This is a genomic window from Mesorhizobium sp. B2-3-11 (assembly GCF_006442215.1).
Taxonomy (GTDB): Bacteria; Pseudomonadota; Alphaproteobacteria; order Rhizobiales; family Rhizobiaceae; genus Mesorhizobium; species Mesorhizobium salmacidum.
In genome coordinates this window covers 107,471-130,044 of the sequence record NZ_VFVS01000001.1, presented here as the reverse complement: position 1 = coordinate 130,044, position 22,574 = coordinate 107,471, and the positions used below count along the sequence as shown (strand labels likewise).

Here is a 22,574-nt window from a genome sequence, read left to right as displayed (position 1 = left end):
AGACGAGCCTTGATAGGCCGACGCTGCCCCTCGGTGCCTTGCTGGCGTTTGTCGCTCGAAAAGCCAAGCAGTTGGCTTTTCGTCCACTACACGGATCGCTCCTCCGCTCGTCGCATGGTAACGGGAGAAAGAGCCTACTGATCGGTGTTGTTGCCCTTGGTCAGGATATCGTCCGCCAGCGAGATCGCGGTGCGGCGGTCGGCTTCGCCGGCCGCGGCGAACGCCTCTTCCTGCATGCCGCGGATCCAGGGCTGATCGGCCGGCGACGCACGCTCGAGGGCCGCGGTCATCATCGCCAGGCCACGCACGATCTTGCCGCTCTGGAACAACAGGTGGCCAAGCGTCGCCTGTGCGCCGGCATGGCCCTTCTCGGCGGCGAGCTGGAACCAGCGCCCGGCCTGCTTGACGCTGGCCTTCACGCCGCCCTCGCCCTTCAGGAACATCTGGCCCATCTCGAACTGGGCGTTCGGATTGCGGTAGTTGGCGGCGGCGCGCATGTAGTATTCCTGCGCCGCCACCTCGTTCTCGGTGACCGGGCTGCCGGGAATGCCCGTGCGCAGATAGTCACCGAGCGCCACCAGAGCGTCGGAGACGTAGCTTTCTTCCGGAGAGCCGGGCTCGACGTCCTGGTCGACGATCTCCGAGAAGAACTTGAACGCCTCATAATCGTCGCGGGCCACGCCGTCGCCTTCGGCATACATGCGGGCAAGCTTCCAGGTGGCGCCGATCTGGCCGTTTTCGGCGGCGTATTTATAGGCCTCGGCGGCCTGCTCCTTGTGGCCACTCTTGTAGGCGGAGAAACCGAACTGGAACACCGCCCAGGGGCTCGACTGCGGCTTCACGCCGGTCTTGTCGTCGAACACCTTGTCGTCGAAGGCCATGGCCTGGCCCACGGCGCCAAAGATCGCAACCGCGACCAGTGCCGAAAGGACGGATGACCTCAACAACTCTGGTGTTGACTTCAACAACTCAGATATCCGCATAGCAGTGTGTTTCTTTCGCACCGCCCGGATGGGTGACCGCGCCATCCCTGGCGGACCCTACCGTTTGTGCGTATTTCCATATCGCGCCAGACTGATAGTCGGTCGTGCGCGTCTTCCAAGTCTTCGCTCGCGCCGCCAGCTCGCTCTCGGACAGCGCCACCTCGATCGTGCCGTTCACCGCGTCGATCGTGATCACGTCGCCATCCCTGATGAGACCGATCGGGCCGCCCACCGCCGCTTCCGGCCCGACATGGCCGATGCAGAAGCCGCGTGTCGCGCCCGAGAAGCGGCCATCGGTGATCAGCGCCACCTTGCCGCCCATGCCCTGGCCGTAGAGTGCCGCCGTCGTCGACAGCATCTCGCGCATGCCCGGGCCGCCGCGCGGTCCTTCATAGCGGATGACCAGAACCTCGCCTTCCTGATAGGCGCGGTTCGTCACCGCCTCAAAACATTCCTCTTCCGAATCGAAGCAGTGCGCCGGGCCGGAGAATTTCAACTCCGCCATGCCCGCGACCTTCACGATCGCGCCTTCGGGGGCAAGGTTTCCCTTCAACCCCACGACACCGCCGGTTTGGGTAATAGGTCTGTTGGCCGGGCGGACCACATCCTGGTGTTCATTCCAGGCAACGTGCTCCATATTTTCGGCCAAAGTACGGCCAGTGACCGTCAGGCAATCGCCATGCAGATAGCCGTGGTCAAGCAGCGTCTTCATCAGCAGCGGGATGCCGCCTGCCTCGAACATGTCCTTGGCGACATATTTGCCGCCTGGCTTGAGGTCGGCGATGTAGGGCGTCTTCTCGAAGATTTTCGCCACGTCGAACAGGTCGAACTTGATCCCCGCCTCATGCGCGATCGCCGGCAGATGCAGTGCCGCATTGGTCGAGCCGCCGGTGGCCGAAACCACGGTCGCCGCGTTTTCCAGCGCCTTCAGCGTGACGATGTCGCGCGGGCGGATGTTTTTCCCGATCAGCTCCATGATCTTTTCGCCCGAGGCGAAATTGAAACGGTCGCGCATTTCGTAGGGCGCCGGTGCGCCGCAGGAATAGGGCAGCGCGAGGCCAATTGCCTCCGCGACGGTGGCCATGGTGTTGGCGGTGAACTGGGCGCCGCAGGAACCGGCCGACGGACAGGCGGCCTGCTCGATTTCAAGCAGTTCGGCATCGTCGATCGTACCGACCGAGTGCTGGCCGACCGCCTCGAACACATCCTGCACGGTGATCTGGCGGCCGCGATAGCTGCCGGGCAGGATCGAACCGCCATAGATGAAGATCGACGGCACGTTGAGCCGCACCATGGCCATCATCATGCCGGGCAGCGACTTGTCGCAGCCGGCGAGGCCGACCAGCGCATCGTAGCAATGGCCGCGCATCGTGAGCTCGACCGAATCGGCGATGACCTCGCGCGACACCAGGGACGACTTCATGCCTTGGTGGCCCATGGCGATGCCATCGGTGACGGTGATGGTGCAGAACTCGCGCGGCGTGCCGTTGGCGGCTGCGACGCCCTTCTTGACCACCTGCGCCTGGCGCATCAGCGAGATGTTGCAGGGTGCTGCTTCGTTCCAGCAGGACGCGACGCCGACCAGCGGCTGCGCGATCTCGGCCGCCGACAGGCCCATGGCATAGAGATAGGACCGGTGCGGCGCACGCGCCGGACCGACAGTCACATGGCGGCTAGGGAGCTTAGCCTTTGAAATGACCTTGGCGTCCATTCTCATCCTTGCCGCGGGCGGTGCGGCCTGTCCCATCGCCGAGCCTTTTGGAGCATGTCCCGGGACAAGATCGAGGTGCGCCGGGTTTATGGCGGGAAATAGGCAATTTCCCCGGCCTGCCCCTTAGCGGAGGGGTTGTTCAGAAAGTGTTGCTGAAACGTCACAATTGCGCGAGGCGGCCGGGAGTGCGGCTTATATGCAACGCCGCTTGGATACCGGACATACCAGTGATGTCGGCTTAAATGAAAAAGGCCGGGCAACGCCCGGCCTTTTCCAATAACATTCAATAGTTTAGAACTTTATCTTTACGCCACCGGAAATTGCCGTGACCAGATCATTGCCGAAGTCGTAGCTGGCATCCTCGCCGGCAATATAGCCGTTTTCACCGGCCAATTCTCCTGAGTGACCGCTGGTCAACACGCCGACCGCTCCCGCCAAACGAATTTCGACGCTCGGCGACGGCGTATAGGCCACGCCACCACCCAGCGTCCATGTATCAGTCTGCGCGCCATAGCCATGCGAGGTGCCACGATCCCACGAAAGCTGGCCGGCGGCACTCCACTGATCGTTGAACTTGTGGCCCAGACCTCCTGTGACGGTCCAGCCGTCACGATACATCAGATCGAGCGAAGTCACCGCGGCCGGCGAACCGGTGAAGCATGACGAAGCGGGGAAACCCACCGGGCAGATCGGAACGCTTTGCAGCACGCTCCAGTTGACCCACTTGACCGAGCCAAAGGCGAGCCAGCCGGGCGCGATGCCTGACTGAAGTTTCAACTCCAGGGTATCAGGCATGTACTGCGTTGAGCCGTAGATGGGGGTAATACCCCTGCCGATACTGGTGAGATCCAGTGTTCCCTCGATATTGTCGAGCTTGACTTTCGAGTTGTAGACCAAGCTTGCGCGCAACGCGATGTCGGGGATTTCGTAAGCAATTCCCGCGCGCCAGCCCCAGCCGCTGGTTTTCAGGTCGACACGACCCGTCAGTGCCGGAAAAACATTCACCAGGCTTTCCTTAAAGCCCGAGATATCCTGGTAGAACAAACCGCCGATAAAGCGGAGTTGGCCCTTGCCGGCATCCATCTTGTAGGAGCAGGTACCTGCGTAGTTGTCGCTCCTGATATCGGTTTCGATATTGGAGAGCGCTCCGTTCCATATACCTGGCGCTGTGTGCGCGCCCCAGGGTTGCGAATAGTCGACCATGCAATCGACGCCTTGCACAACTTGGACCTTGGCCCCAATGCGCGGAACCCAATAACCCTCGGCACCATCGGCTGAGGTGCCCAAGCCGAGATTTGCTCCGCCCGGACCACGCGCATTCTCATACTTGCGATCTGGCATCACATAGGTCGCTTCAGCTTCCGTAGCGAATGGCGCCGGATCGAACAGCAGGTCAATATCGTAGCCGCCGCGCTCCAGACCGCCGGCATGCGCCGGATGAATAACCGAACCCATCAAGGCCAACGAAAAGCACCCTGCCCCCAGCAGCGCTTTCAGACGCAAATTGTTCATGGACATCCTCCCCGAATAACTAGTGGATCAAGCTAGAACCAATTCACGTTAACGGCGCAATAACGAATACATTGGGCGTACATGTACAGGTTCGCCCAACGTATTTCGGGCAGAATGCAGGCGGACGTCGCGACGCCAAAAAACGGTCTTTGGTGAGGTTCACCGCTCCAAAAAAAGGAAAAAGCGACCGGAAAGGCTCAAAAAAGGCCGATTTAAGCGGTCTGCGGCCCCATTGTTACATTATGGCAACAATGGGGCAAAAACTTCCGTTTACGTCAACATTAACGCAGCGGAATGCCGGTTTTCGAGGCACGAGACCGCCCATTTTAGAGAGCCCTAAAATCTCCCGAATCTGCCCTTCAGCCGGCGTCACGAACCCTGGTCAGCGCCACCGAAAGCTTGTCCTGCGCGTCGCGATATTCTGCGAGCTTTTCTCGTTCGCCTTCGACGATCTCCGCCGGCGCGCTGGCGACGAATTTCTCATTCGACAGCTTCTTGTGCAGGCGCGCGATTTCCTCGGTCACCTTGACCAGTTCCTTTTGCAGCCGCACGGCCTCCGCCGTGAGGTCGATCAGGCTGCCAAGCGGCAGGCAGATCGTCGCCTCGTTGAGCACGATCTGCGCCGACCCCTTGGGTGCCGCATCGGCGAGCGAGATGTCGCCGACGCGCGCCAGCCGCTTGATCGCGGACTCCTCGCGAACCAGTCGTTCGCGCGTCACGTCGTTGGCGCCGACCACCACGAGCGGCGCAATGGCCGCCGGCGGCACGTTCATCTCAGAGCGCACCGAGCGGATGCCGGAGACAAGATCGACCAGCCAGTTGATGTCGGCGGCTGCTTCCGCGTCCTCGAAATCCGGCGACGGCCATGCGGCATGGCACAGCAGCGAGGCCCGTTCCCTGCCTTCGCCCGCCGTCTGCGCCCACAACTCTTCGGTCATGAACGGCATCATCGGATGAAGCAGCTTGTAGATCTCGTCGAGCACGAAGGCGACGCAGGCGCGGCTTTCAGCCTTGGCTGCCTCCTCCGTGCCCATGAACACCGGCTTCAGCAGTTCCAGATACCAGTCGCAGAACAGGTTCCAGACGAAGCGGTAGGCCGCTCCAGCCGCCTCGTTGAAGCGGTACGAGGTGATGCCGTCGGTGATCTCGCGCGCGGCGCGCGTCAACTCGGTCAGGATCCAGCGGTTGACCGCCAGCTTGGCGTCGTTCAGCCAGAAATCGTCATTGCGCGCGACTTCGTTCATCTCGGCAAAGCGCGTCGCGTTCCACAGCTTGGTGCCGAAATTGCGGTAGCCGGCGATGCGCGCCGGGTCGAGCTTCACGTCGCGCCCCTGCGCCGCCATCACGGTCAGGGTGAAGCGCAATGCGTCGGCGCCATATTCGTCGATGAGATCGAGCGGGTCGATGACGTTGCCTTTCGACTTCGACATCTTGGCGCCGTTCTTGTCGCGCACCAGCGCATGTACATAGACGGTGTGGAACGGTTCCTCGTCCATGAAGTGCAGGCCCATCATCATCATGCGGGCAACCCAGAAGAAGATGATGTCGAAGCCGGTGACCAGCACGTCGGTCTGGTAATAGGTTTTCAGTTCCGGTGTCTGGTCCGGCCAGCCAAGCGTCGAGAACGGCCACAACGCCGACGAAAACCAGGTGTCGAGCACATCCTCGTCGCGGATCAGTATCTCGCCCGGCTTGAAGTTCTCGAGCTTGTCCTCGACCCAGGCCTTCCATGGCCCTTCCAGAGCCAAATAATATTCGATCGCCGCACTCAGCGCCTCTTCCTCGGTCTTCTCGACGAACACGCGCCCGTCCGGCCCATACCAGGCCGGAATCTGATGTCCCCACCACAACTGGCGTGAAATGCACCAGGGCTGGATGTTCTCCATCCAGTCGAAATAGGTTTTTTCCCAATTTTTCGGGACGAAGTTGGTACGACCTTCGCGCACCGAGGCGATCGCCGGCTTGGCGAGCTCGGCCGCATCGGCATACCACTGTTCGGTGAGGAAAGGTTCGATCGGCACGCCGCCGCGGTCGCCATGCGGCACCGCGTGGCGATGCGGCTCGACCTTGTCGAGGAAGCCGCCGGCCTCCATCAGTTCGACGATCTTCTTGCGCGCGACGAAACGGTCGAGGCCGTCGAGTTCGTCCCATACCGCCTGACGCTCCGGCGTCACCTCGAGGCCGGCGAGGAAGTCCTCATTATCCCTGAGCTTGATGGCGGCTTCGACGGTGAGGATGTTGATCGCCGGCAACTTGTGGCGCTTGCCGACCTCGAAGTCGTTGAAATCATGCGCCGGCGTGATCTTGACCGCTCCGGACCCCTTTTCCGGATCGGAATACTCGTCGGCCACGACAGGTATCTTGCGCCCGACGATCGGCAGGACGACGTTCTTGCCGATGAGATGCTGGAACCGCTCGTCGTCGGGATTCACCGCGACAGCCGTGTCGCCCAGCATCGTCTCGGGACGAGTCGTCGCCACGATGATGAAGGTTTTCGGGTTTTCCGGATCGAAGGCCGCGCCTTCGATCGGATAGCGGAAATGCCAGAGATTGCCGTTGACCTCCTGCTGCTCGACCTCGAGATCGGAGATTGCGGTCAACAGTTTCGGGTCCCAGTTCACAAGGCGTTTGTCCTTGTAGATCAGCCCTTCCTTATAGAGCGTGACGAACACTTCGAGCACGGCCTTGGACAGGCCCTCGTCCATGGTGAAGCGTTCGCGCGACCAGTCGGCGGAGGCACCGAGACGTTTCAGCTGGTTGAAGATCAACCCACCCGATTCGGCCTTCCATTCCCACACCTTCTCGATGAATTCTTCGCGGGTGAGATCGCGGCGATGGATCTGGTTTTCCATCAGCCGGCGCTCGACCACCATCTGCGTGGCGATGCCGGCATGGTCCATGCCGGGCTGCCACAGGACGTTCTTGCCACGCATGCGCTCGAAGCGCACCAAGATGTCCTGCAGCGTGTTGTTGAGCGCATGGCCCATATGCAGCGAGCCAGTGACATTGGGCGGCGGAATGACGATGGTGAAGGCCTCGGTCCCCTCCTCCGCCCCAGCGCCGGCCCGAAACGCATCGGCTTCCTCCCACACCCTGGCGATCTTCGGCTCGACGGTCTTGGCGTCGTAGGTCTTTTCAAGCATGGGGAACGGTCCGCGCTGTCGGGATTTTGCTGGTTCGGTGTAAATCGGAAGGTCTTGCTCAAGTCAACCGCGAGGACGGCTGGCGGGCACTCGCCGGCCTAGAGATAGACGGCCTCCAGGTCGCGGGCAATGGCGTCAGCGGCTGCGGCGCATTTCGTTCAGGTGCGGCTGCGATGAGCGGGGGCAACGGTGCCGGACATCATCCCGCGACGCGCGCCGTCGCTGGCGAATGCCCTTGCCAGCAGCAGCATCCGGCGCACCGCAGCTTGACCGCGTATGGCAGCGGCGCGTAAGTTGCCATTGCTGCTGTAGGGCGCATCGGCTTCCGGCCGGAGGGGCATTGCCCGCCTACGCTACCCTCAACATCAACGCGCCCATGCCCACACTCGAGCACTATAAGAAACAGGCGAAACTCTACCTGAGATGGCATCGCCAGCGGTATTATCCCGTCGCCGATGCAATCGGCTCGCTGTTGCCGCGCTTCCGTCATCTGACCGACAGCCAGATCCTGGATCACAGCTTCAAGCTCACTGACGCCCAGGAACTGGTCGCTAAGAAGGCGGGTTTCGAGACTTGGCAGGCGCTGAAGAAAGGCCTTCAGACCATGATCGACAGCACCACAGCCGATGCCTCGCAGCCGTTTCTCGCCGTGGCCGAGCCTCAGCTTTTCGTTTCCGACATCAAAGCCGCCTGTTCGTTCTACGAACACAAACTCGGCTTCAAGACGCGCTTCACCTATGGCGAACCGCCCTTCTACGCGCAGGTGTTTCGGGACGGTGCGCGGCTCAACCTGCGCCATGTCGACCAGCCTCTTGTCGACGTGGGTCTACGAGCGAAGGAGGACCTGCTCTCGGCAACGATCGTCGTTGAGGCGATCAAACGGCTGTTTCTTGAGTATCAAGCGGCGGGCGCCAGCTTCCATCAAACGCTGCGCGCGGAGCCTTGGGGCGCCCGCACCTTCATTGTCGGCGATCCCGACGGCAATCTGCTCGCGTTCGCAACATCGGCGGAGAGCTGAGCCTGGCAAAAGCGGGGGCTCAGGGCGGCACTTTGATCCCGACGCGAGCCTTACTGCGCCCCGCGTGCCACGCGCTCGATCTCTTCGCGCACCAGCCTTTCGACCAGCGTCGGCAGATTGTTGTCGAGCCAGTCCTGCAGCATCGGCCGCAGCATTTCTTCGGCCATCTCGTCGAATGTCTTCTTGCTGCGGCTTGCAAAGGCGTCGGACAGCTCGCCGAAGGCGGCAGCAACCTGCCGGCCCGTATGTTCGGAAAGAATCGCGGGACGCACCGCATGCGCTTCGTTTGCCGCCGCGCGCGCCTGAGCCGTGCCCGGAGCATCGCTCGACGAAGACCGCTCGGTCGCGGGGTCCACCGCCGTTTCGCTCGCCGCCACGTCCGGCCGTGCCGCTGGCTTGCGGATGCCCCGGTCCGGCATCGCCTTGGCTTGCTCGCCAACCGCCGCGATCTCGCGACGCCAATCGGCGATAATGGCTTCACTCGCCGCAAGCTCCGCGGGAGCCGCTGGCGCGCCGCGGCTGGGCACCGGCCCGGCGGCAACCCGGGCGCTGACCTCGGCCAATGTCGTCGGCGTCCTGCCAACAGCCGGATCGGCACGTGGCGGCGCTTCGGTGCGTGCGATCGCCGGCTGTACGGCTGGCGCCTGGACTTCCGCCATAGCGGCCGGTTTCCTGACCTCGGGGACGGCATGCAGTTCGGCGCGGAACGCGTCTATGTCGGCGGCCGCAACAGCACTCGGCGCGGGCTCCAAATCCTGCTGCAACTCATCGGCCTCGCCGGGCTGCTTGCGGCCGTTGTCGCTATCTTCGATGATCCTCCTGATGGAAGCCAGTATCTCTTCCATGGAGGGTTCGCGCTGTGCGCTGCTTGCCGTTGCCATCGTCACATCCGCCGCCCTTGTGACCCGTTGCAGGTTTCCGCTCCGGCAAAAGCCGGATTCGAATCATGACGACAGCGTAACCGACGGATCGCCGCACGAGAATCCCCAATCTGGGGACATGTGGGATTTCAACAGATTAGAGCGATTCCGCCAAAGCCGTGTGACGGTCCCCGTCAGCAACCCACCGAAGGACAACGACGGTCAGGCGTTTCCGATCGAACCGCTCAGCCCGGAAACGCCGTTCGAACGAAAGGCCTAGCGGCCGTCCGGCGTGCGCAGGCCGATCCACTTGTCCTTGACGGCGTTGTAGTGCTCTTCGGGCTTGTACTTCGTCACCTGCAGCGCAAGCCGGTCGACCGACAGGTGGCCGATCGCGGAGAGGATGGCATAGCTCGCCACGACCACGTCGTGTTCGGAATTGGCCTGGTTGATCTTGGCGGTGATGAGGGTAGCTTGGGCATTGAGCACGTCGAGCGTCGTGCGCTGGCCGACATTGCGCTCTTCGATGACGCCGTTCAGTGCCAGTTGTGCGGCTTCGATCACCTGCCTGTTGGCGGATACGCTTTGCTGCGCGGCGGTGTATTGCGACCATGCCGTGGCGACAGCCTGGCGGACCTGGTCGCGGCTGACGTCGACCTGGATACGCGCTTGCCCGAGTGACTCCTTGTTCTGCCGCACGATCGCCGAAGTCCGGCCGCCTGAATAGATCGGGACGGTCAGCGTTGCGCCTATATTGGCCGAGGTCGAATTGCCGTTGGAACCCGCCACGTCGGGGATGGCTTTGCGGTAGTTTTCCGAAATACCGGCCGAGGCCGACAGCTGCGGCAACAGCGCGCCCTCGGACGATTTCACCGAGAAAGCCGCGGCGTCGACCAGATGCTGGGTGGCAAGGATGGCCGGATGTTCGGCCGAGCCGATGGCGATCGCGGCGTCGAGGCTCGACGGCAGCAACCGTCCCAATGGCGCGGCTGGCTTGAGCTTGCCCGGCTCGTCGCCGACAACCTGGTGATAGGTCGCGGCACTGGCCAATGCCTGCGCACGCGCAGCACTGAGCGAGGCCACCGCCGAGGCGCGCTGGGCATCGGCCTGCGCGACATCGGTGCGCGTACCTTCGCCGACGTCGAAGCGCGAGCGCGCGGCGCGCGCCTGCTCGGTCAGGAACTGCAGGTTCTGCTCGGTCAACACCGCGATCTGCCGGTCGCGAATCACGTCCATATAGGCGGTGGCCGCGCTGAACAGCGTGTTCTCCTCGGTGTTGCGCAGGCTTTCGACCGACGCCTTGACGTGGGATTCAGCCGCCGCCACGTTGTTTCTCGTCTGGAAACCGTCGAACAGCGACTGGTTGATCTGGATGCCGTAGCTGCCGCTTGTCAGCTTCGAATTGCCGCCGTCATTTGCCCGGCGCGTGTTCGTGTAGTCGATGTTGGCCGATCCGGTAACCGTCGGACGCCAGCCCGATTTGGCAATGGCCACGCTCTCGTCGGTCACACGCACGCCGGCACGCGACGCATTCAGTGTGGAATTGTACTGATAGGCTTTTGCAAGGGCACCGGTGATGGTCTCAGCCGATGCAGCCAGTGGGGATAGTGCGGTCGCCGAAACAAGGACGGCGGTGAAAAATGATTTGCGTACTGACGGCACGGTATATCCCTCATTCGTTTTCCATGGGAACCGCGCCGCGCCGGCTCCTCCTTCTGGAGCAGCCGGCGTGGCGTGTTTCATGTTCCCTGTCGCTCCGCCCAAAGTGCCCCCAGTCTGGGATCAGCAACGATCGTTCAAATGCAAGCGACCATGACAACGCCTTTGCTGCAAGGCCAAATCATTCAGAATTCGAAAGCATGCTCACGTTCGAAGCCGGGTAGTGGCTTAATTGCCGCATTAAATGCCCTTCTCCCGGTTACAACCCCTCCAGCCTTGACAAAAAGCCGCGCCACGCCGGAATTGCCCAGTCCTTCGACCGCGACCAGGCGTCCGCCCTCGGCGAGCTGGTCGAGCAGCGACGCCGGCACTTTGCCGACACTGCCGCCGATGAAGATGACATCGTAAGGTGCCTTTGCCGCATGGCCTTGCGCCAGTGCGCCCTGAACCACGGTCACATTGCCGCAGCCCAGGCCGGACAGGGTCGACGCGGCGGTTTGCGCCAAGGCCGAATCGCTTTCGAGCGCCACGACGAATCTCGCCAGGCGCGACAGGATCGCCGAGGCGTAGCCGGTGCCGCAGCCGACATCGAGCGCCGAATCGGTGACGCTGATCTCGGCCAGTTGCATCAGCTTGGCCAGCGGCGAAGCTTCCATCAGGTAGCGCGGGCCATCGGCGCTGCCGGTGATGCGGATGTCCTCGTCGATATAGGCCAGATCGCGCTGGCGATCGCCAACGAAAACCTCGCGCGGCACGGAAAGCATCGCGTCGAGCAACGGCGCGCTGGTCACGTCGGTGGTGCGAACCTGACCATCGACCATCTTGACGCGAAGTTCGGAAAAATCAGCGCTCATGCTCCAAGCCTCGCTTTCCGCGACACAACCGCGGTCCATTGGACAGGACGCTCAGGCTCCGGCGCTGACGCGCGGGAGCCTGGCCTGGAGATTGGAGGCCTCGCCCGGAATCGAACCGGGGTGCAAGGATTTGCAGTCCTCTGCGTAACCACTCCGCCACGAGGCCTCGTTGCTCCCGGCGTTCCACCCGGTTCCAATAGGTTGCGGCGAAAATGCCGTCAAGCGGCCACGACGTATTCCGAACGCTTTCCTCTGCGCCGGCTCCGCCCCTGTCAGATCGCCGTCACAACCGCCCTATTAGCAATCCGTTAAGCATGGCGGATGATCGAACGAAACGCCGCGCACCGGCTTGCGTTAAGAAACAGGGAGGACTGCGCCATGCCCACGGCAAAGCCAAGGGACGAAACGCACGAAACGGAAAGCGTGTCGCTGCTGGGATGCGAGGAATTGGTGCGCTATGCCATCGACTGCCTGAGAATTGAAGGCACCGGCAGCCTGTCGCCGCGTGATCGCGCGCGTCTGGCCTCGGCTTCCGCGGTCCTGAAGGAGATCAGCGAGGATTTGAAGGCAGGCGCACAACCCGATTCGGAGGAATCCGTCGGCGGCACGGAGAGACGGCGCCAGGATTGATTCTCTTTCGAAGGCCACCGCCGTGCGAGATGCGCCGGCAAGGCCGCTCAGTCCGGCCGGCGTCGCCGCTCCCACCAGACGACCAAGCGGCGCCGCTGGCGACGGACCATGGCTATTTCGTAGGAGAGTACCAGCAGTCCGAGCGGCACCATCCAGAAGCCAAGGATCGGCAGGAACCCGAGAAGGCCGCCAATCGTCAAAAGCACGCCGATAGTGATTCTGAGACCGCGCGACTGCGGCATGGTGAATTCGCGCCCGAAAACCGAGATTTTTCGTTCTGGTATCCGGTTTTCGTCCGCTGCCGTCATTGCGAAAAACTGCCTGTCTGGGGGCTCGATAATGCCATCTTACGAAAGCCGCGACCGCCCTTTCGGTTCCGCGCCCGTCGCCAAGACGGCTAATATGTGGGTGGGCAAAGCCGATTGCGAGAAACCACCGCGCGAAAAAGTCTCGGCAAAATGCGAAATGCTGCTTTGCAAAGCCGAAACGGGTTTGCTATAGGCTGCGCCACTTGCTCAGAGAGCGTCCGTTCCCCGGTAGCTCAGTGGTAGAGCAACCGGCTGTTAACCGGTTGGTCGCTGGTTCGAATCCGGCCCGGGGAGCCAATCTTTTCAAAGACTTATCCGGTTCTGGCTTTCCCACCGACCGGCGGGTTGCATGGTTGTGGCAACGTTGTGGCAACACAACCTAAAACCGAATCTCGACACGGCAGCCTTAGAGTGGACCCAACGAGCCACGCAAATCGCGCCTAGAAATTATTGTTTGTGCTGCCAGTAGCGCGGGTCGTTACCAAAATCGTCCACCTTTAGCCGCCCGAGCTTCAGGCATGAAAAAAGCGCGCGATGGACGGACAGGGTCTCAGATCGATCAAATTCGCGGTTATCACGATAAAACCAGGTCTGATGCGTCGGATACACCACCCGTCCGTCATTGTTCGTATATGTCTTTCCTGCCCTTACTGACTGCCCCAACACGCCGACATGATATAAGTCGCGGCATATCCCCTCCGCCCCAAGCGTCTTGACTACCTGCATGACTAGCTGGTCCCGCGCAGCAATTGACTCAGCGCGCCTTGTGAACTGGTCCACAGTGAAATGGCGCTCCCAACCTGCGAGGATTCGCCTCATGACATTGACCACCGACATGTTATGCGCAGCGTTCAATTCCTCGGCGCGCTCAGTCCATGCGATATCAGAATATTCAACTAAGACATCTGCAAATACGTTTGTGTTGTATTGGGTAGCACCAGGAGTAACATTGGTCGCAGCATTAAATAAATTTACAATATCTCGCGGATTGCACCAGGTAATCTCACTGATAAATTGCTTAGGCGACACCCCGAAAATGTCACGAGAGAAATACGACGTCCATATCTCGTTATTTGTATTACATTTTCCAAAATGCTTCATTTCGATAGCGGATATCCGCTTTTCGATTATGTCGAATATCGGGTATTTTGTAACATCGGCTCCCTTGTGCCAATCAAGGTGAAAACCATGATCGACCAGATATTTATCTATCTCGTTCCGAGAAATGCTGGCAGCTTTTGCTATTTCAACCCTAACAGCCGTGTAAAGGTAAACAGGAATTCCGGCTTCTATAAACCTCCTATTTAACTGCCCGACTGTAATTATTAGATCCCTGATAAGTATACTGTCTCGTTTGTGCTGTTTCTGCCCAATCATAGACAAATTCAGCTCATCTAAATAAACAATAAACTTGATATCGCTTGGGTAGTGAAATTTGCATATCTTTTCAATAACAAGATCAGCGAATCTGTTATAGTTTATACTACCGTCTTCAGGCTTTTCCCAGTTAAGCATAGCTTCCATTTCTGCAAAATCGCCAGCTTTTCCCTTTAGGGTGAGCTGACCCGCCTTAATACCCGACAGTATCCTTTGCAATCCTCGCACCTTGTTGTCATCAAATATCTTACTAATAACCGCATGAAGCCTACTCGCGTCTTTGCAGGCATCGAACATTCGGTTGTCGCTCGACAATAGTTCAGCAATTTTCTGCGCCAAGTATACGCGCCACATATCCCTCGTATCTACGTCATCGCCAATGTCGGGTTTAACTTCGTTGTCGAACTCTAGATTTTGGGCGATCTTGTCCCGTTCCTGTGCGCTTATATCTTCGGAAAACACAATCGCCTTCGTTACATTACCCGCATTCTTTTCCATCTCCAACATATATCGAAGCAGCGCGGTTTTACCTGAGCCCTTCGTTCCGTAAAATATGAAACGGTCGCCGCTGCGGATGGCATCGATTTCGTGCTGCTCTGGCGATGCGAATGCATCTATGAAGAGCTTCTTCGCGGACTGGTCGCGAGTTATGAAGGAACTTTTGGCGTCGGTTTTACCAAACTCGATTTGGTGACGGCGCAATAACTGGGGCATAGCGACTCTCTGCAAGGCGGCATTGTACTTGAAGGGAAAATAGGCACGCTCGCCCACATCCCTGCAAGGCCCATTTTTGAAAGTTGGCTATCGATTCGACAAAACTCCCTCCACAATACTGGACTTCTATCGTAGCCGGGGCTCCACACCGCGACTTAGCCTTTCATGCAATCGCAACAGCATGAGAGGAAAAACCATGCAACTGCTCGGCTACGAAGCGCTCAAGACCAAAGGGATTGGTTTTAGCCGTCCCCACATTTGGCGGTTGATGAAGGCCGGCGAGTTTCCAAAGCCAATCAAGCTTGGATCGTCCCGCAACGCCTGGCTCGAAAGTGAGATCGACGCGTACATAGAACGGAAAATCGCAGCCCGCGACCGGGAGGTGGCGTAATGGGGCTTGCAAAACGAAGGGGGCCGGCTCGCGTTCACAGCGCGACCAGCCCCGAAACGGCAAAGCTGACCGGCCATGCCAAACCGAAACTTATGCTAGGCGGCTCCAATCATCAAGTGCCGTGGTGTGACGGTGTGTGTTGGCACGGTCTAAGCATACGAGCTTCCAACCCCGCTGATTGCCGGTTCTTCCAAGCGAATCCGCAATCGCGATATCACGTTAGACAGTTAGACGATTGGGAGGCAACGTGCACAAGCCGGACGGACGGACCTACTTGGGTAATCGTGATCCGCTCGCGGCATGATCATAGCTGGAACACCGTTGCGTTCCCATTCCACAGCGGCTCGAAGCTATGGGACGAACCGCAATCCGAAGATTACGTTTTGGACATTGTCGGCAGGCTAAATCCGCGCGTCATGGTACACGCGGCTTTGCTGGCGATCAGCTATCGGTATGTTGCCGAAGTCTTTTCCGGTTTCGACCGTGGCGTTCGCGATACGTGACGCAATGACCAGTCCGAATTGGAATTTCGATAACATTCCGCGTGAGCTTAGACAGCTTATTCAATGGGTCGTGTGGGAACCGACAAAGGCTCCCTTCAATCCGAGCTCGGGCAAGCCGGCTTCGACAACCGATCCGCAAACGTGGTGTTCATTTGAGGAAGCCGTTTCAGGGTATCACAACGGGAATGGCCGATATGCCGGCATCGGCTTCGTGTTTTCAGCACATGACGATTATTGCGGCATCGATCTAGATTACCCCTACGCTTTGAGGGACGACGGGACGCCCAAATTCCCGCCCGAGAAACAGGCGGAAATCGTGGCGCGGCATAATTCCATTGTGGAAGCGTTCGATAGCTACGCCGAATTCTCGCCAAGCGGGAAAGGCGTGCATATCATAATTAAGGCGGAGATTTCGAGCGGGCGTAGACGCGAAGCGGTCGAGATTTATTCGCGCGGTCGGTACTTCACTATGACCGGCAACGTCTATCGGGCTTCGCCAATTGCCGAACGCCAGAACTTGGCGAATACGCTTTGCGAGCAAATGGGCCGGTCAATATCAACCGTCGAAGATACCAGCCAGTTCTACGCTACCGCGACCGAAACCGATGCTGCGATCTTCGATATGGCATCGACGGCGAAAAATGGCGAAAAGTTCCTGGCCCTTTGGAACGGCGATGGATCGGTCATCAATTCCAAGGACGAAAGCGCTATCGATCAAGCTCTAGTGAACATTCTGCAATTCTACGCGAAAGACCCCGCTCAAATTGAACGGCTTTGGCTCGCCAGCCCACACGGACAGCGACGGAAAACACAAACGCGGAGAGATTATCGCGACCGCACCATTCGACGTGCGTTCGACGGGGAGTTGCCGCCAATGGACATTTCCGGCGTTGTGAATTCATTCAAACCGCCAATTCAGGCGATAAGCCCACAAGGATTAGGGCCTATCTCGGCACGCGATCTTGCCAGTATGGAATTCGCGCCGATCAAGTATGTTGTTCCTGGAATTGTCGCCGAAGGGCTTTCCCTCTTGGCGGGAAGACCTAAGCTCGGGAAATCCTGGGCTTGCCTCGAAATCGCTATCGCCGTGGCTGGGGGCGGCAACTGTTTGGGTAACTTGCCTTGTGAGCGCGGGGAAGTCCTTTATCTCGCGCTTGAGGATAATCGCCGCCGCTTAAAATCTCGCCTCCATAAACTGTCCAACGACGGTGCGCTGGAAATTCCGGACGGTCTTTTCTTTGAGACCGAATGGCCGCGTGACCCAGACGGCGTGAGCAAAATCCGCGAATGGCTGTCGCGGTATCCTGGCGCGAAATTGGTCATCGTTGACGTGCTTGCAGCGTTTAGGGGACTGAAAAAGCCTAACCAGCAACAACAATACGATGCGGATTACGGCGCGATAAAAGGATTGCAGGCGTTAGCATCGGAATTCGGCGTCGCGATTATCGTTGTGCATCACACTCGCAAAGCTAAAGCCGAAGTCGATCCCGTCGAGTCGGTGTCCGGTACGCTCGGATTATCCGGTGCCGCCGACACCATAATTATCCTCGACCGCGACACAAACGGTTGCACTCTCTACGGTCGCGGACGCGATATTCAGGAATTCGAGTTTGCCGTGCAGTTCGACGCCGAAACTTGTCGCTGGCAATTGCTAGGTAACCCACGCGAAGTGCGGCGAAGCGACGAACGAACAAAGATCATCGAATTCCTCAAATCGTCGGGCGGAGTGAAGTCGCCTAAGGAAATTGCCTACGTAACGAACATGCCTAGCGACAATGTTCGCAAATTGCTCGGATCGATGGTCGAAGCGGGAGAGGTCGTGAAAACTGCCCCCGGAAGCTACCGCTGCGTACCTGTGGGGAACGGTTTCTTCTAAAGATCAATCACATTTATCACAGCGATCACGGTGGTCACACTCATCACATTGTGATTGGTGTGATCGGTGTTAATAGACCGTCACGGATGATCTCCCTCCCGGCCCTGGACAATGTCGGCGAACTGAAATTATTGCCGCTTCGATAATCTGTATGCAACGGACACAATCCCTCGATTTTTCCGCGCTCAGCGAGGCCCTAGTACGCGCCTTCCGGGCCAAGGCCAAACTTCATCGCTCGAAGGCCAAAACACGTCCCTTGCGGCTCGTTTGCAGGCAAATCAGGGCTCCCTTGGCCCTGGCGCGCAAATCAACCGCAACGTCATCCAATCTTTCGGCAACCGGTCCGTAACCGTTTGGTCTATATGACTAACACGTTGATATTTCTATACGTTGTCAATTTCGAATGACCATTTGACTTATTTGGCAACAGCATGGCAACATCAAGCATTAAAACGGCCCATGTAGCCCATGAAAAGACCCGCCATAGCGCACGCAAGACCGACCGCTAGCACCCGGATAGGCAACGGGTCCGCCTTGCTTGACGGCATCGACGGTCGCACTGCCGGCGCTCGCCGTTATCGCGAAATCCTGTTCCAACTTAACGGCGAATTGAAATTGGGACTCTCTCGGGTCGGTCGGCGCATGACTACGCAACAGGAATTGTTGCTCCGACGCGCCGCTTTCCTAGTGATGTGGTGCGAAGCGACTGAAGCGAGATTGGTCAATGGCGAAGTTGTCGACATTGACGCGTTTAACGTTGCGACGAACACATTGCGCCGAATTCTCAACGATACCGGCCTCCAACTCGATTGATATGCCGAAAGGAATTTCCAATGGCTCTCACACAAAACCAGCGTGCGCCGTATCTCACTCCTGAACAGCGCGAACCGCTTATCGACTTCCAGGCCGTTGATCAGGCCGGCGGCGACTATCTGCTAGGCGAGCGATATCTAGAGCCAGATTTGGCGGAAGCCGCGAAGACTGATGCCGTTGTGAGCCAGATGAGAGCGGCGCACGACAGTTACCGGAACGGGTTCAAGGCTTTGAAAGAGGCGCTGCGATCCCAAGACCCTGCGATGACACCAGAAGCCAATTTGATGGACATGAAAAAGCGCTCCGATAGCTGGCTTGAAGACATCACCAAGCGCGCTACGGAAGCTACGGCGACTGCGAGTCGGACGATTGAGGGTATCGAGAGCGATATCCGCGCAAAGCTCGAAATTGAGGACGGCCCGCGTTCGCATGAGATTCGTCGTCATCTTCTCGGCCTGAAGGAAAATGACCGTCTTTCAGTCGCTCTGAAGGCCATTGATGCAGGCGACAAGGAAACTATGGCCGCCGTTCTGATCGGGCCGGCGTTTCTAACGGGGTTTACGGATGAGCAGCGCGCCATGCTCCGCAATCGACATGCCGAGAAAATGGCCGGCGACCTGATCGCCCGCAAAAGGATCATTGAAAAAGCCAAGGCGACCAATATGCGGACGCTTGATGAGTTGCTACCGGCTCTCGAGGCGATCTTTCCGCGCCATCGCGTTGAAGAGATCACGAAGAGGATGAAGGCGACGAAGGCCGTTAGGGACGAGTTTTACAAAGCTTGATTGGACCTTCCCTGCGATGCAGACTGACGGTCGAATCGGCTGGTCGTTTGGGAGAGAAAACATTCATGCGAGACCCAAAAGTCATCGCTAAACTTGAGAAAATGGCCGCTGAGGCAGCGAAGTCTATACCCAGCGGAGTGCAACCCGAAGATCAACAAGCGTTCAACATCGGCGCTTCGTTTCATATAGCGGCGTTGAGATGCGGCGAGTCCAGGAAACTAGCCGGAAAAATTCAGTCCCCAACGTCACCAATGATTGTGAATTTCGCTTTCGCAATCGAGCTTTACTTCAAGAGCTTGTTAATCGCCTCAAACGGAACGCGGCGGGGGCACGATTTGCAGGTGCTATTTAACAGCCTCCGCGACACAGATCGGCAGGAAATTGAAAAACGATTTGAAGCTCTGAACGGCCGCGATGCAAAACAACTCGCTGACGATCTCGCCTCGTACGCGAGGGCATTTGAGGAATGGCGCTATTTGTTTGAGACACGCCGCGTGATGCCCATCGCAGTATACAGCCTTTCGGACTTGGCTCGCGTTTGCTTTCTCATGATCAACGAGCGGCATCCGGGTTGGGCGGATGAGGCCACGGTGGTTACCTTGTCACCGGCTCCAGACGATAAGATCGTCTGTATAATCAATCTATCCGGCGGGGTGATGGTCAGAGCCGTGCATGATTAATCCAGTGGCTAAACCTCGCTAACCGTCAGGCGATACGTCGGCCAAGGTTTTCACAAGCGAGTTCGCCCCGTATTATCCGAATTTTGCGGCGATCTTGCCGCGATTGAGCTTCATCACATCTTTGATTTGCCGCGCTATGCCGGGCTCGCTGTCATTTCGCCTGGCATCAAGGTCTATGCCGGTGGCCCGGTGATAGAATTCGCGACAGAAAATGCTGAAAGCTCCATCTGGATTTTCGGTGGGCTTCCGAGTTCCGAACGCAAGAAAGAACTCGAAACCCTTTTCGACAATTCGGCGCTTTCCAGTTTTAAGAGGTGCACCGTTTGCGCTCCCAATCGTCGATTTCCGAGCACTTTTTTCGATGTTGTCGAGCGTATCGAGCAAAGCGGTTTGCTGGGGGGAAATGTGATTTATCCCCCAAGCGGCTCCCATGAATTTCAGAGCTAGATGCGGGTGACAGATTCCGGGCTTAGTCAAAGCTTCAATCGAGCGAGCCAGAGCGGCGGCTTGGTCCGCCAACTTCACCATAAACACGTTGTCTTTGCTCTTCGGATGCGGAAGCGTCCGATCCGCTTCGAATGCACCCAAGAAGCAATTCCGCAACGTCAACTCGAAGCCTTCAGCGAACAAGCCGCTATCTTGGTCCGCTACCCACGCGAATAGTTTCGGCAATTCACTCTCGAAAGTCCTTTCATCAGCCATTCCGCGCGCTCCGCAAGCTGACAACGTTGGCCGGCGGCGGATTAACAATCGAACGCAATTTCCCTGCCCACAATTCATGAGCTTCGCGCATTTCATCCGCGAATTGATGCTGGTCATAGATGCGGGCAATGCCCTTTTTGGCATGGCCGATGATCATTTCGGCAATCTCGGTGGGAATGCGAAGCGATGAGAGGCGAGTGCGAACTGTGCGGCGGATATCGTGCAAGACGAAATCGGGCAGAATGACCTTTGCATAATCGTCACCGCGCTTCCGGGCCATCGCTTGCAACGTGCGGAGCATCCGCGCATCAAGCCGCTCTTTGGCCTTGCTGAAGCCGTTTACCGGCAACACGCCCGCCGTGGTCGAAAACAGATGATCGCCGCTCCCCTTGCCGGCCCAATGCGGCAAGGCTTCCAAGATCGTCAGTGCGTCGTCAGTCAGCGGCACCATGTGGGTTGCATCCGACTTGAAGCGCTCAGGCGGCACCGTCCAGACCCTCGCGCCTTTTTCGAGGTTGCTCCAATCTATCGGTCCGTCGCCTGGCTGGCGCGAGCGCAGTAGCCGAACCAAGTCGGGATGGAATTCCCTCCAGCGAGCCTCGCCGACTTCGCTCTTGCGCTGCCCCGTGATAGCCAGGAGCCGGAAGAGTGGGCCGTAGGGATACCCCAAGCGCGCGGTCGCCCGCCAGAAAGCCGCAAGCTCATCGTCGCCTAAAACGCGCTGGCGGGGCTTCTTTTCCCCAATCAGCGCCTTGGGCTTCAGACGATCGCATGGCGACAATTTGAGGCCGTAGGGCTGATTGATCGCCCAATTGAAGAACGAGCGAATATTGGTCAGGACGTTGTGCGCGTGAGCTAACTTCCCCTGCTTCGTAAGCCCTTTAATCAACGCCTTAACGTCATCGTCGGTGATATCGGTGATCGGCCTATGTTTCCAGAAAGGAAGAACTTCCTTCCTCAACTCGTACTCGACAACCTTGCCACGCCGTTGCTTTTTAAGTTTGTCAGAAATGAAATCCTCAACGACGATACCGAAGCGCAAATCACGCTTGCGCTCCGCATCTTCCTTGGCTTTCCGCTGAGCCTCGCGCGGATCAACGTTTTGTTTGATGAGTTTGCGCCATTCGTCAGTACGTTCGCGGGCTTCCTCAAGTGTGAGATCGCCTTTTCCGCTCTCGCGATATTCGCCAAATGCGTGGCGCGTTGGATGCTTCGATCCCGGAAAACGAGTGACCATTACAAAGGTCCGGCGAAACTCGCCTTTCTCGTTTTTCGGGCCAACGCGAACCATTAGATTGCGCGTCTTCTCGTCCTTAACGTCATACCAATTGCCAGCAGGCCGCAACGCCTTCAACTCGCGGTCGGTGCTGTAGGATCGATTTTCCATGCCCTGGGCTCCCATGGCAACGTCGTGGCAACACTTTTGATGCAATACCATGTTGCCAGATGCAACACAATGAATGGTGATGCGAGGGCATCCATCTGAAATGACTATGGTTTATGAGAGGCGGCGAAACGGTAAGAGATGCTGCGAAACCCGCGCCTATACGTCTGTTAACCGGTTGGTCGCTGGTTCGAATCCGGCCCGGGGAGCCAACATTTCCAAAGAGTATGCGCGGGCACCACACACGGCGGCGTAGTGGGCTTGACTGGTCGGCTACCCGTACTGAGCTGCGGCAGCGACACCTCTGGGCAGTGCCGCTGCCGTGTCGCAGCTAGGCGGCTATCCCACCGCGGCCTGATTTGGTACCACTCATCCAGGGCAGCGGAGCAAGCGGCTCCTGCAGGATCTTGACAGATCTCGCGAAGCCAGCGACGGCATCGCGCGCGACCGACAGTGGTATCTGGCCATCGTAAGCACGCTGGCAAGCCCGGAAAGCCGTTTCGAAAATCGGGCCCCGCCGCTCCCGCGGCCACTCGTCCAGGAAATCGAAGGCATCCTCAAGACTTCCTACTTCGTGAATGAACTGGCCATCCTTGACCAACACCGGTCGATCGAACGTCCTGTCGTCCATGTAGTCCTCCATTGGGTTGAACGAATTGGTTTGCCGATTC

19 protein-coding genes and 2 tRNA genes are annotated in these 22,574 nt (G+C 58.6%); 8 read left to right on the top strand and 13 right to left on the bottom strand.

Annotated features, from left to right (window positions below; all coding sequences use genetic code 11):
• Positions 1-134: 134 nt before the first annotated feature.
• The 4 genes from FJ960_RS00615 to FJ960_RS00600 form a co-directional block, all read right to left on the bottom strand.
• A complete protein-coding gene (locus tag FJ960_RS00615) occupies positions 135-983 on the bottom strand; it encodes a tetratricopeptide repeat protein (RefSeq protein ID WP_027146788.1) in 849 nt (282 codons plus the stop codon).
• On the bottom strand, positions 970-2,694 hold the full coding sequence (gene ilvD / locus FJ960_RS00610; RefSeq protein ID WP_140711437.1) for a dihydroxy-acid dehydratase: 1,725 nt from the start codon (positions 2,692-2,694) through the stop codon (positions 970-972). The genes FJ960_RS00615 and ilvD overlap by 14 nt, the downstream gene beginning before the upstream one ends.
• A 291-nt stretch (positions 2,695-2,985) precedes the next feature.
• Positions 2,986-4,206, bottom strand: a complete 1,221-nt coding sequence (locus tag FJ960_RS00605) for an OmpP1/FadL family transporter (RefSeq protein ID WP_140711436.1) — start codon at positions 4,204-4,206, stop codon at positions 2,986-2,988.
• A 359-nt stretch (positions 4,207-4,565) separates the two neighbouring features.
• Positions 4,566-7,349, bottom strand: coding sequence for a valine--tRNA ligase (locus FJ960_RS00600; protein WP_140711435.1), 2,784 nt, complete (start codon positions 7,347-7,349; stop codon positions 4,566-4,568).
• A gap of 376 nt (positions 7,350-7,725) precedes the next feature.
• Here FJ960_RS00600 and FJ960_RS00595 point away from each other — a divergent pair, with 376 nt between their 5' ends.
• Positions 7,726-8,367 (top strand): VOC family protein, encoded by a 642-nt coding sequence (locus FJ960_RS00595; RefSeq protein WP_140711853.1) that lies wholly within the window; start codon positions 7,726-7,728, stop codon positions 8,365-8,367.
• A 50-nt stretch (positions 8,368-8,417) separates the two neighbouring features.
• Here the strand turns inward: FJ960_RS00595 and FJ960_RS00590 are convergent, their stop codons facing one another.
• The 4 genes from FJ960_RS00590 to FJ960_RS00575 form a co-directional block, all read right to left on the bottom strand.
• The gene (locus tag FJ960_RS00590; RefSeq protein WP_140711434.1) at positions 8,418-9,248 is read right to left on the bottom strand and encodes a PopZ family protein; all 831 of its coding nucleotides are present in this window, start codon (positions 9,246-9,248) and stop codon (positions 8,418-8,420) included.
• Positions 9,249-9,503: 255 nt separating this feature from the next.
• Positions 9,504-10,889 carry a TolC family outer membrane protein gene (locus FJ960_RS00585; RefSeq protein WP_140508710.1) on the bottom strand — a complete coding sequence of 462 codons (1,386 nt, stop codon included), beginning with the start codon at positions 10,887-10,889 and terminating at the stop codon, positions 9,504-9,506.
• A 182-nt stretch (positions 10,890-11,071) separates the two neighbouring features.
• A complete protein-coding gene (locus FJ960_RS00580; RefSeq protein WP_140711433.1) occupies positions 11,072-11,740 on the bottom strand; it encodes a protein-L-isoaspartate O-methyltransferase in 669 nt (222 codons plus the stop codon).
• 92 nt (positions 11,741-11,832) lie between these two features.
• A tRNA-Cys gene (locus FJ960_RS00575) sits at positions 11,833-11,906 on the bottom strand.
• A 212-nt stretch (positions 11,907-12,118) separates the two neighbouring features.
• On the opposite strand from FJ960_RS00575, the gene FJ960_RS00570 reads away from it, so the two are divergent.
• Positions 12,119-12,370, top strand: a complete 252-nt coding sequence (locus tag FJ960_RS00570) for a hypothetical protein (RefSeq protein WP_140508706.1) — start codon at positions 12,119-12,121, stop codon at positions 12,368-12,370.
• A 47-nt stretch (positions 12,371-12,417) separates the two neighbouring features.
• On the opposite strand, the gene FJ960_RS00565 is transcribed toward FJ960_RS00570, so the two are convergent.
• On the bottom strand, positions 12,418-12,678 hold the full coding sequence (locus FJ960_RS00565; protein ID WP_140711432.1) for a hypothetical protein: 261 nt from the start codon (positions 12,676-12,678) through the stop codon (positions 12,418-12,420).
• A gap of 222 nt (positions 12,679-12,900) precedes the next feature.
• Here FJ960_RS00565 and FJ960_RS00560 point away from each other — a divergent pair.
• Positions 12,901-12,975 (top strand) — tRNA-Asn (locus FJ960_RS00560).
• A gap of 150 nt (positions 12,976-13,125) precedes the next feature.
• On the opposite strand, the gene FJ960_RS00555 is transcribed toward FJ960_RS00560, so the two are convergent.
• Positions 13,126-14,769 carry a hypothetical protein gene (locus FJ960_RS00555; RefSeq protein ID WP_140711431.1) on the bottom strand — a complete coding sequence of 548 codons (1,644 nt, stop codon included), beginning with the start codon at positions 14,767-14,769 and terminating at the stop codon, positions 13,126-13,128.
• A gap of 196 nt (positions 14,770-14,965) precedes the next feature.
• Between FJ960_RS00555 and FJ960_RS00550 the strand changes: the two genes are divergently transcribed.
• The 5 genes from FJ960_RS00550 (at position 14,966) to FJ960_RS00530 (ending at position 19,817) form a co-directional block, all read left to right on the top strand.
• Positions 14,966-15,160 (top strand): AlpA family transcriptional regulator, encoded by a 195-nt coding sequence (locus FJ960_RS00550; RefSeq protein WP_140711430.1) that lies wholly within the window; start codon positions 14,966-14,968, stop codon positions 15,158-15,160.
• A 507-nt stretch (positions 15,161-15,667) separates the two neighbouring features.
• Positions 15,668-17,539 (top strand): AAA family ATPase, encoded by a 1,872-nt coding sequence (locus FJ960_RS00545; RefSeq protein WP_181174120.1) that lies wholly within the window; start codon positions 15,668-15,670, stop codon positions 17,537-17,539.
• Between the two features lie 534 nt (positions 17,540-18,073).
• Positions 18,074-18,352 (top strand): hypothetical protein, encoded by a 279-nt coding sequence (locus FJ960_RS00540; RefSeq protein ID WP_140711428.1) that lies wholly within the window; start codon positions 18,074-18,076, stop codon positions 18,350-18,352.
• Positions 18,353-18,372: 20 nt separating this feature from the next.
• Complete coding sequence (locus tag FJ960_RS00535) at positions 18,373-19,137, top strand: hypothetical protein (protein ID WP_140711427.1); 765 nt, start codon at positions 18,373-18,375, stop codon at positions 19,135-19,137.
• A 65-nt stretch (positions 19,138-19,202) separates the two neighbouring features.
• Complete coding sequence (locus tag FJ960_RS00530) at positions 19,203-19,817, top strand: hypothetical protein (protein ID WP_140711426.1); 615 nt, start codon at positions 19,203-19,205, stop codon at positions 19,815-19,817.
• 72 nt (positions 19,818-19,889) lie between these two features.
• Here the strand turns inward: FJ960_RS00530 and FJ960_RS00525 are convergent, their stop codons facing one another.
• The 3 genes from FJ960_RS00525 to FJ960_RS00515 all read right to left on the bottom strand — a co-directional run bounded on the left by FJ960_RS00525 (position 19,890) and on the right by FJ960_RS00515 (position 22,534).
• On the bottom strand, positions 19,890-20,519 hold the full coding sequence (locus tag FJ960_RS00525) for a hypothetical protein (protein WP_140711425.1): 630 nt from the start codon (positions 20,517-20,519) through the stop codon (positions 19,890-19,892).
• Complete coding sequence (locus FJ960_RS00520; protein WP_181174119.1) at positions 20,512-21,906, bottom strand: site-specific integrase; 1,395 nt, start codon at positions 21,904-21,906, stop codon at positions 20,512-20,514. The genes FJ960_RS00525 and FJ960_RS00520 overlap by 8 nt, the downstream gene beginning before the upstream one ends.
• A gap of 328 nt (positions 21,907-22,234) precedes the next feature.
• Positions 22,235-22,534, bottom strand: coding sequence for a DUF982 domain-containing protein (locus FJ960_RS00515; RefSeq protein WP_140711851.1), 300 nt, complete (start codon positions 22,532-22,534; stop codon positions 22,235-22,237).
• Positions 22,535-22,574 lie beyond the last annotated feature (40 nt).

Coding starts and splice junctions, on each gene's coding strand:
- FJ960_RS00615 (WP_027146788.1), bottom strand. CDS start 983: ATGCGGATATCTGAGTTGTTGAAGTCAACACCAGAGTTGTTGAGGTCA.
- ilvD (WP_140711437.1), bottom strand. CDS start 2,694: ATGGACGCCAAGGTCATTTCAAAGGCTAAGCTCCCTAGCCGCCATGTG.
- FJ960_RS00605 (WP_140711436.1), bottom strand. CDS start 4,206: ATGAACAATTTGCGTCTGAAAGCGCTGCTGGGGGCAGGGTGCTTTTCG.
- FJ960_RS00600 (WP_140711435.1), bottom strand. CDS start 7,349: ATGCTTGAAAAGACCTACGACGCCAAGACCGTCGAGCCGAAGATCGCC.
- FJ960_RS00595 (WP_140711853.1), top strand. CDS start 7,726: ATGCCCACACTCGAGCACTATAAGAAACAGGCGAAACTCTACCTGAGA.
- FJ960_RS00590 (WP_140711434.1), bottom strand. CDS start 9,248: ATGGCAACGGCAAGCAGCGCACAGCGCGAACCCTCCATGGAAGAGATA.
- FJ960_RS00580 (WP_140711433.1), bottom strand. CDS start 11,740: ATGAGCGCTGATTTTTCCGAACTTCGCGTCAAGATGGTCGATGGTCAG.
- FJ960_RS00570 (WP_140508706.1), top strand. CDS start 12,119: ATGCCCACGGCAAAGCCAAGGGACGAAACGCACGAAACGGAAAGCGTG.
- FJ960_RS00565 (WP_140711432.1), bottom strand. CDS start 12,678: ATGACGGCAGCGGACGAAAACCGGATACCAGAACGAAAAATCTCGGTT.
- FJ960_RS00555 (WP_140711431.1), bottom strand. CDS start 14,769: ATGCCCCAGTTATTGCGCCGTCACCAAATCGAGTTTGGTAAAACCGAC.
- FJ960_RS00550 (WP_140711430.1), top strand. CDS start 14,966: ATGCAACTGCTCGGCTACGAAGCGCTCAAGACCAAAGGGATTGGTTTT.
- FJ960_RS00545 (WP_181174120.1), top strand. CDS start 15,668: ATGACCAGTCCGAATTGGAATTTCGATAACATTCCGCGTGAGCTTAGA.
- FJ960_RS00535 (WP_140711427.1), top strand. CDS start 18,373: ATGGCTCTCACACAAAACCAGCGTGCGCCGTATCTCACTCCTGAACAG.
- FJ960_RS00530 (WP_140711426.1), top strand. CDS start 19,203: ATGCGAGACCCAAAAGTCATCGCTAAACTTGAGAAAATGGCCGCTGAG.
- FJ960_RS00525 (WP_140711425.1), bottom strand. CDS start 20,519: ATGGCTGATGAAAGGACTTTCGAGAGTGAATTGCCGAAACTATTCGCG.
- FJ960_RS00520 (WP_181174119.1), bottom strand. CDS start 21,906: ATGGAAAATCGATCCTACAGCACCGACCGCGAGTTGAAGGCGTTGCGG.
- FJ960_RS00515 (WP_140711851.1), bottom strand. CDS start 22,534: ATGGACGACAGGACGTTCGATCGACCGGTGTTGGTCAAGGATGGCCAG.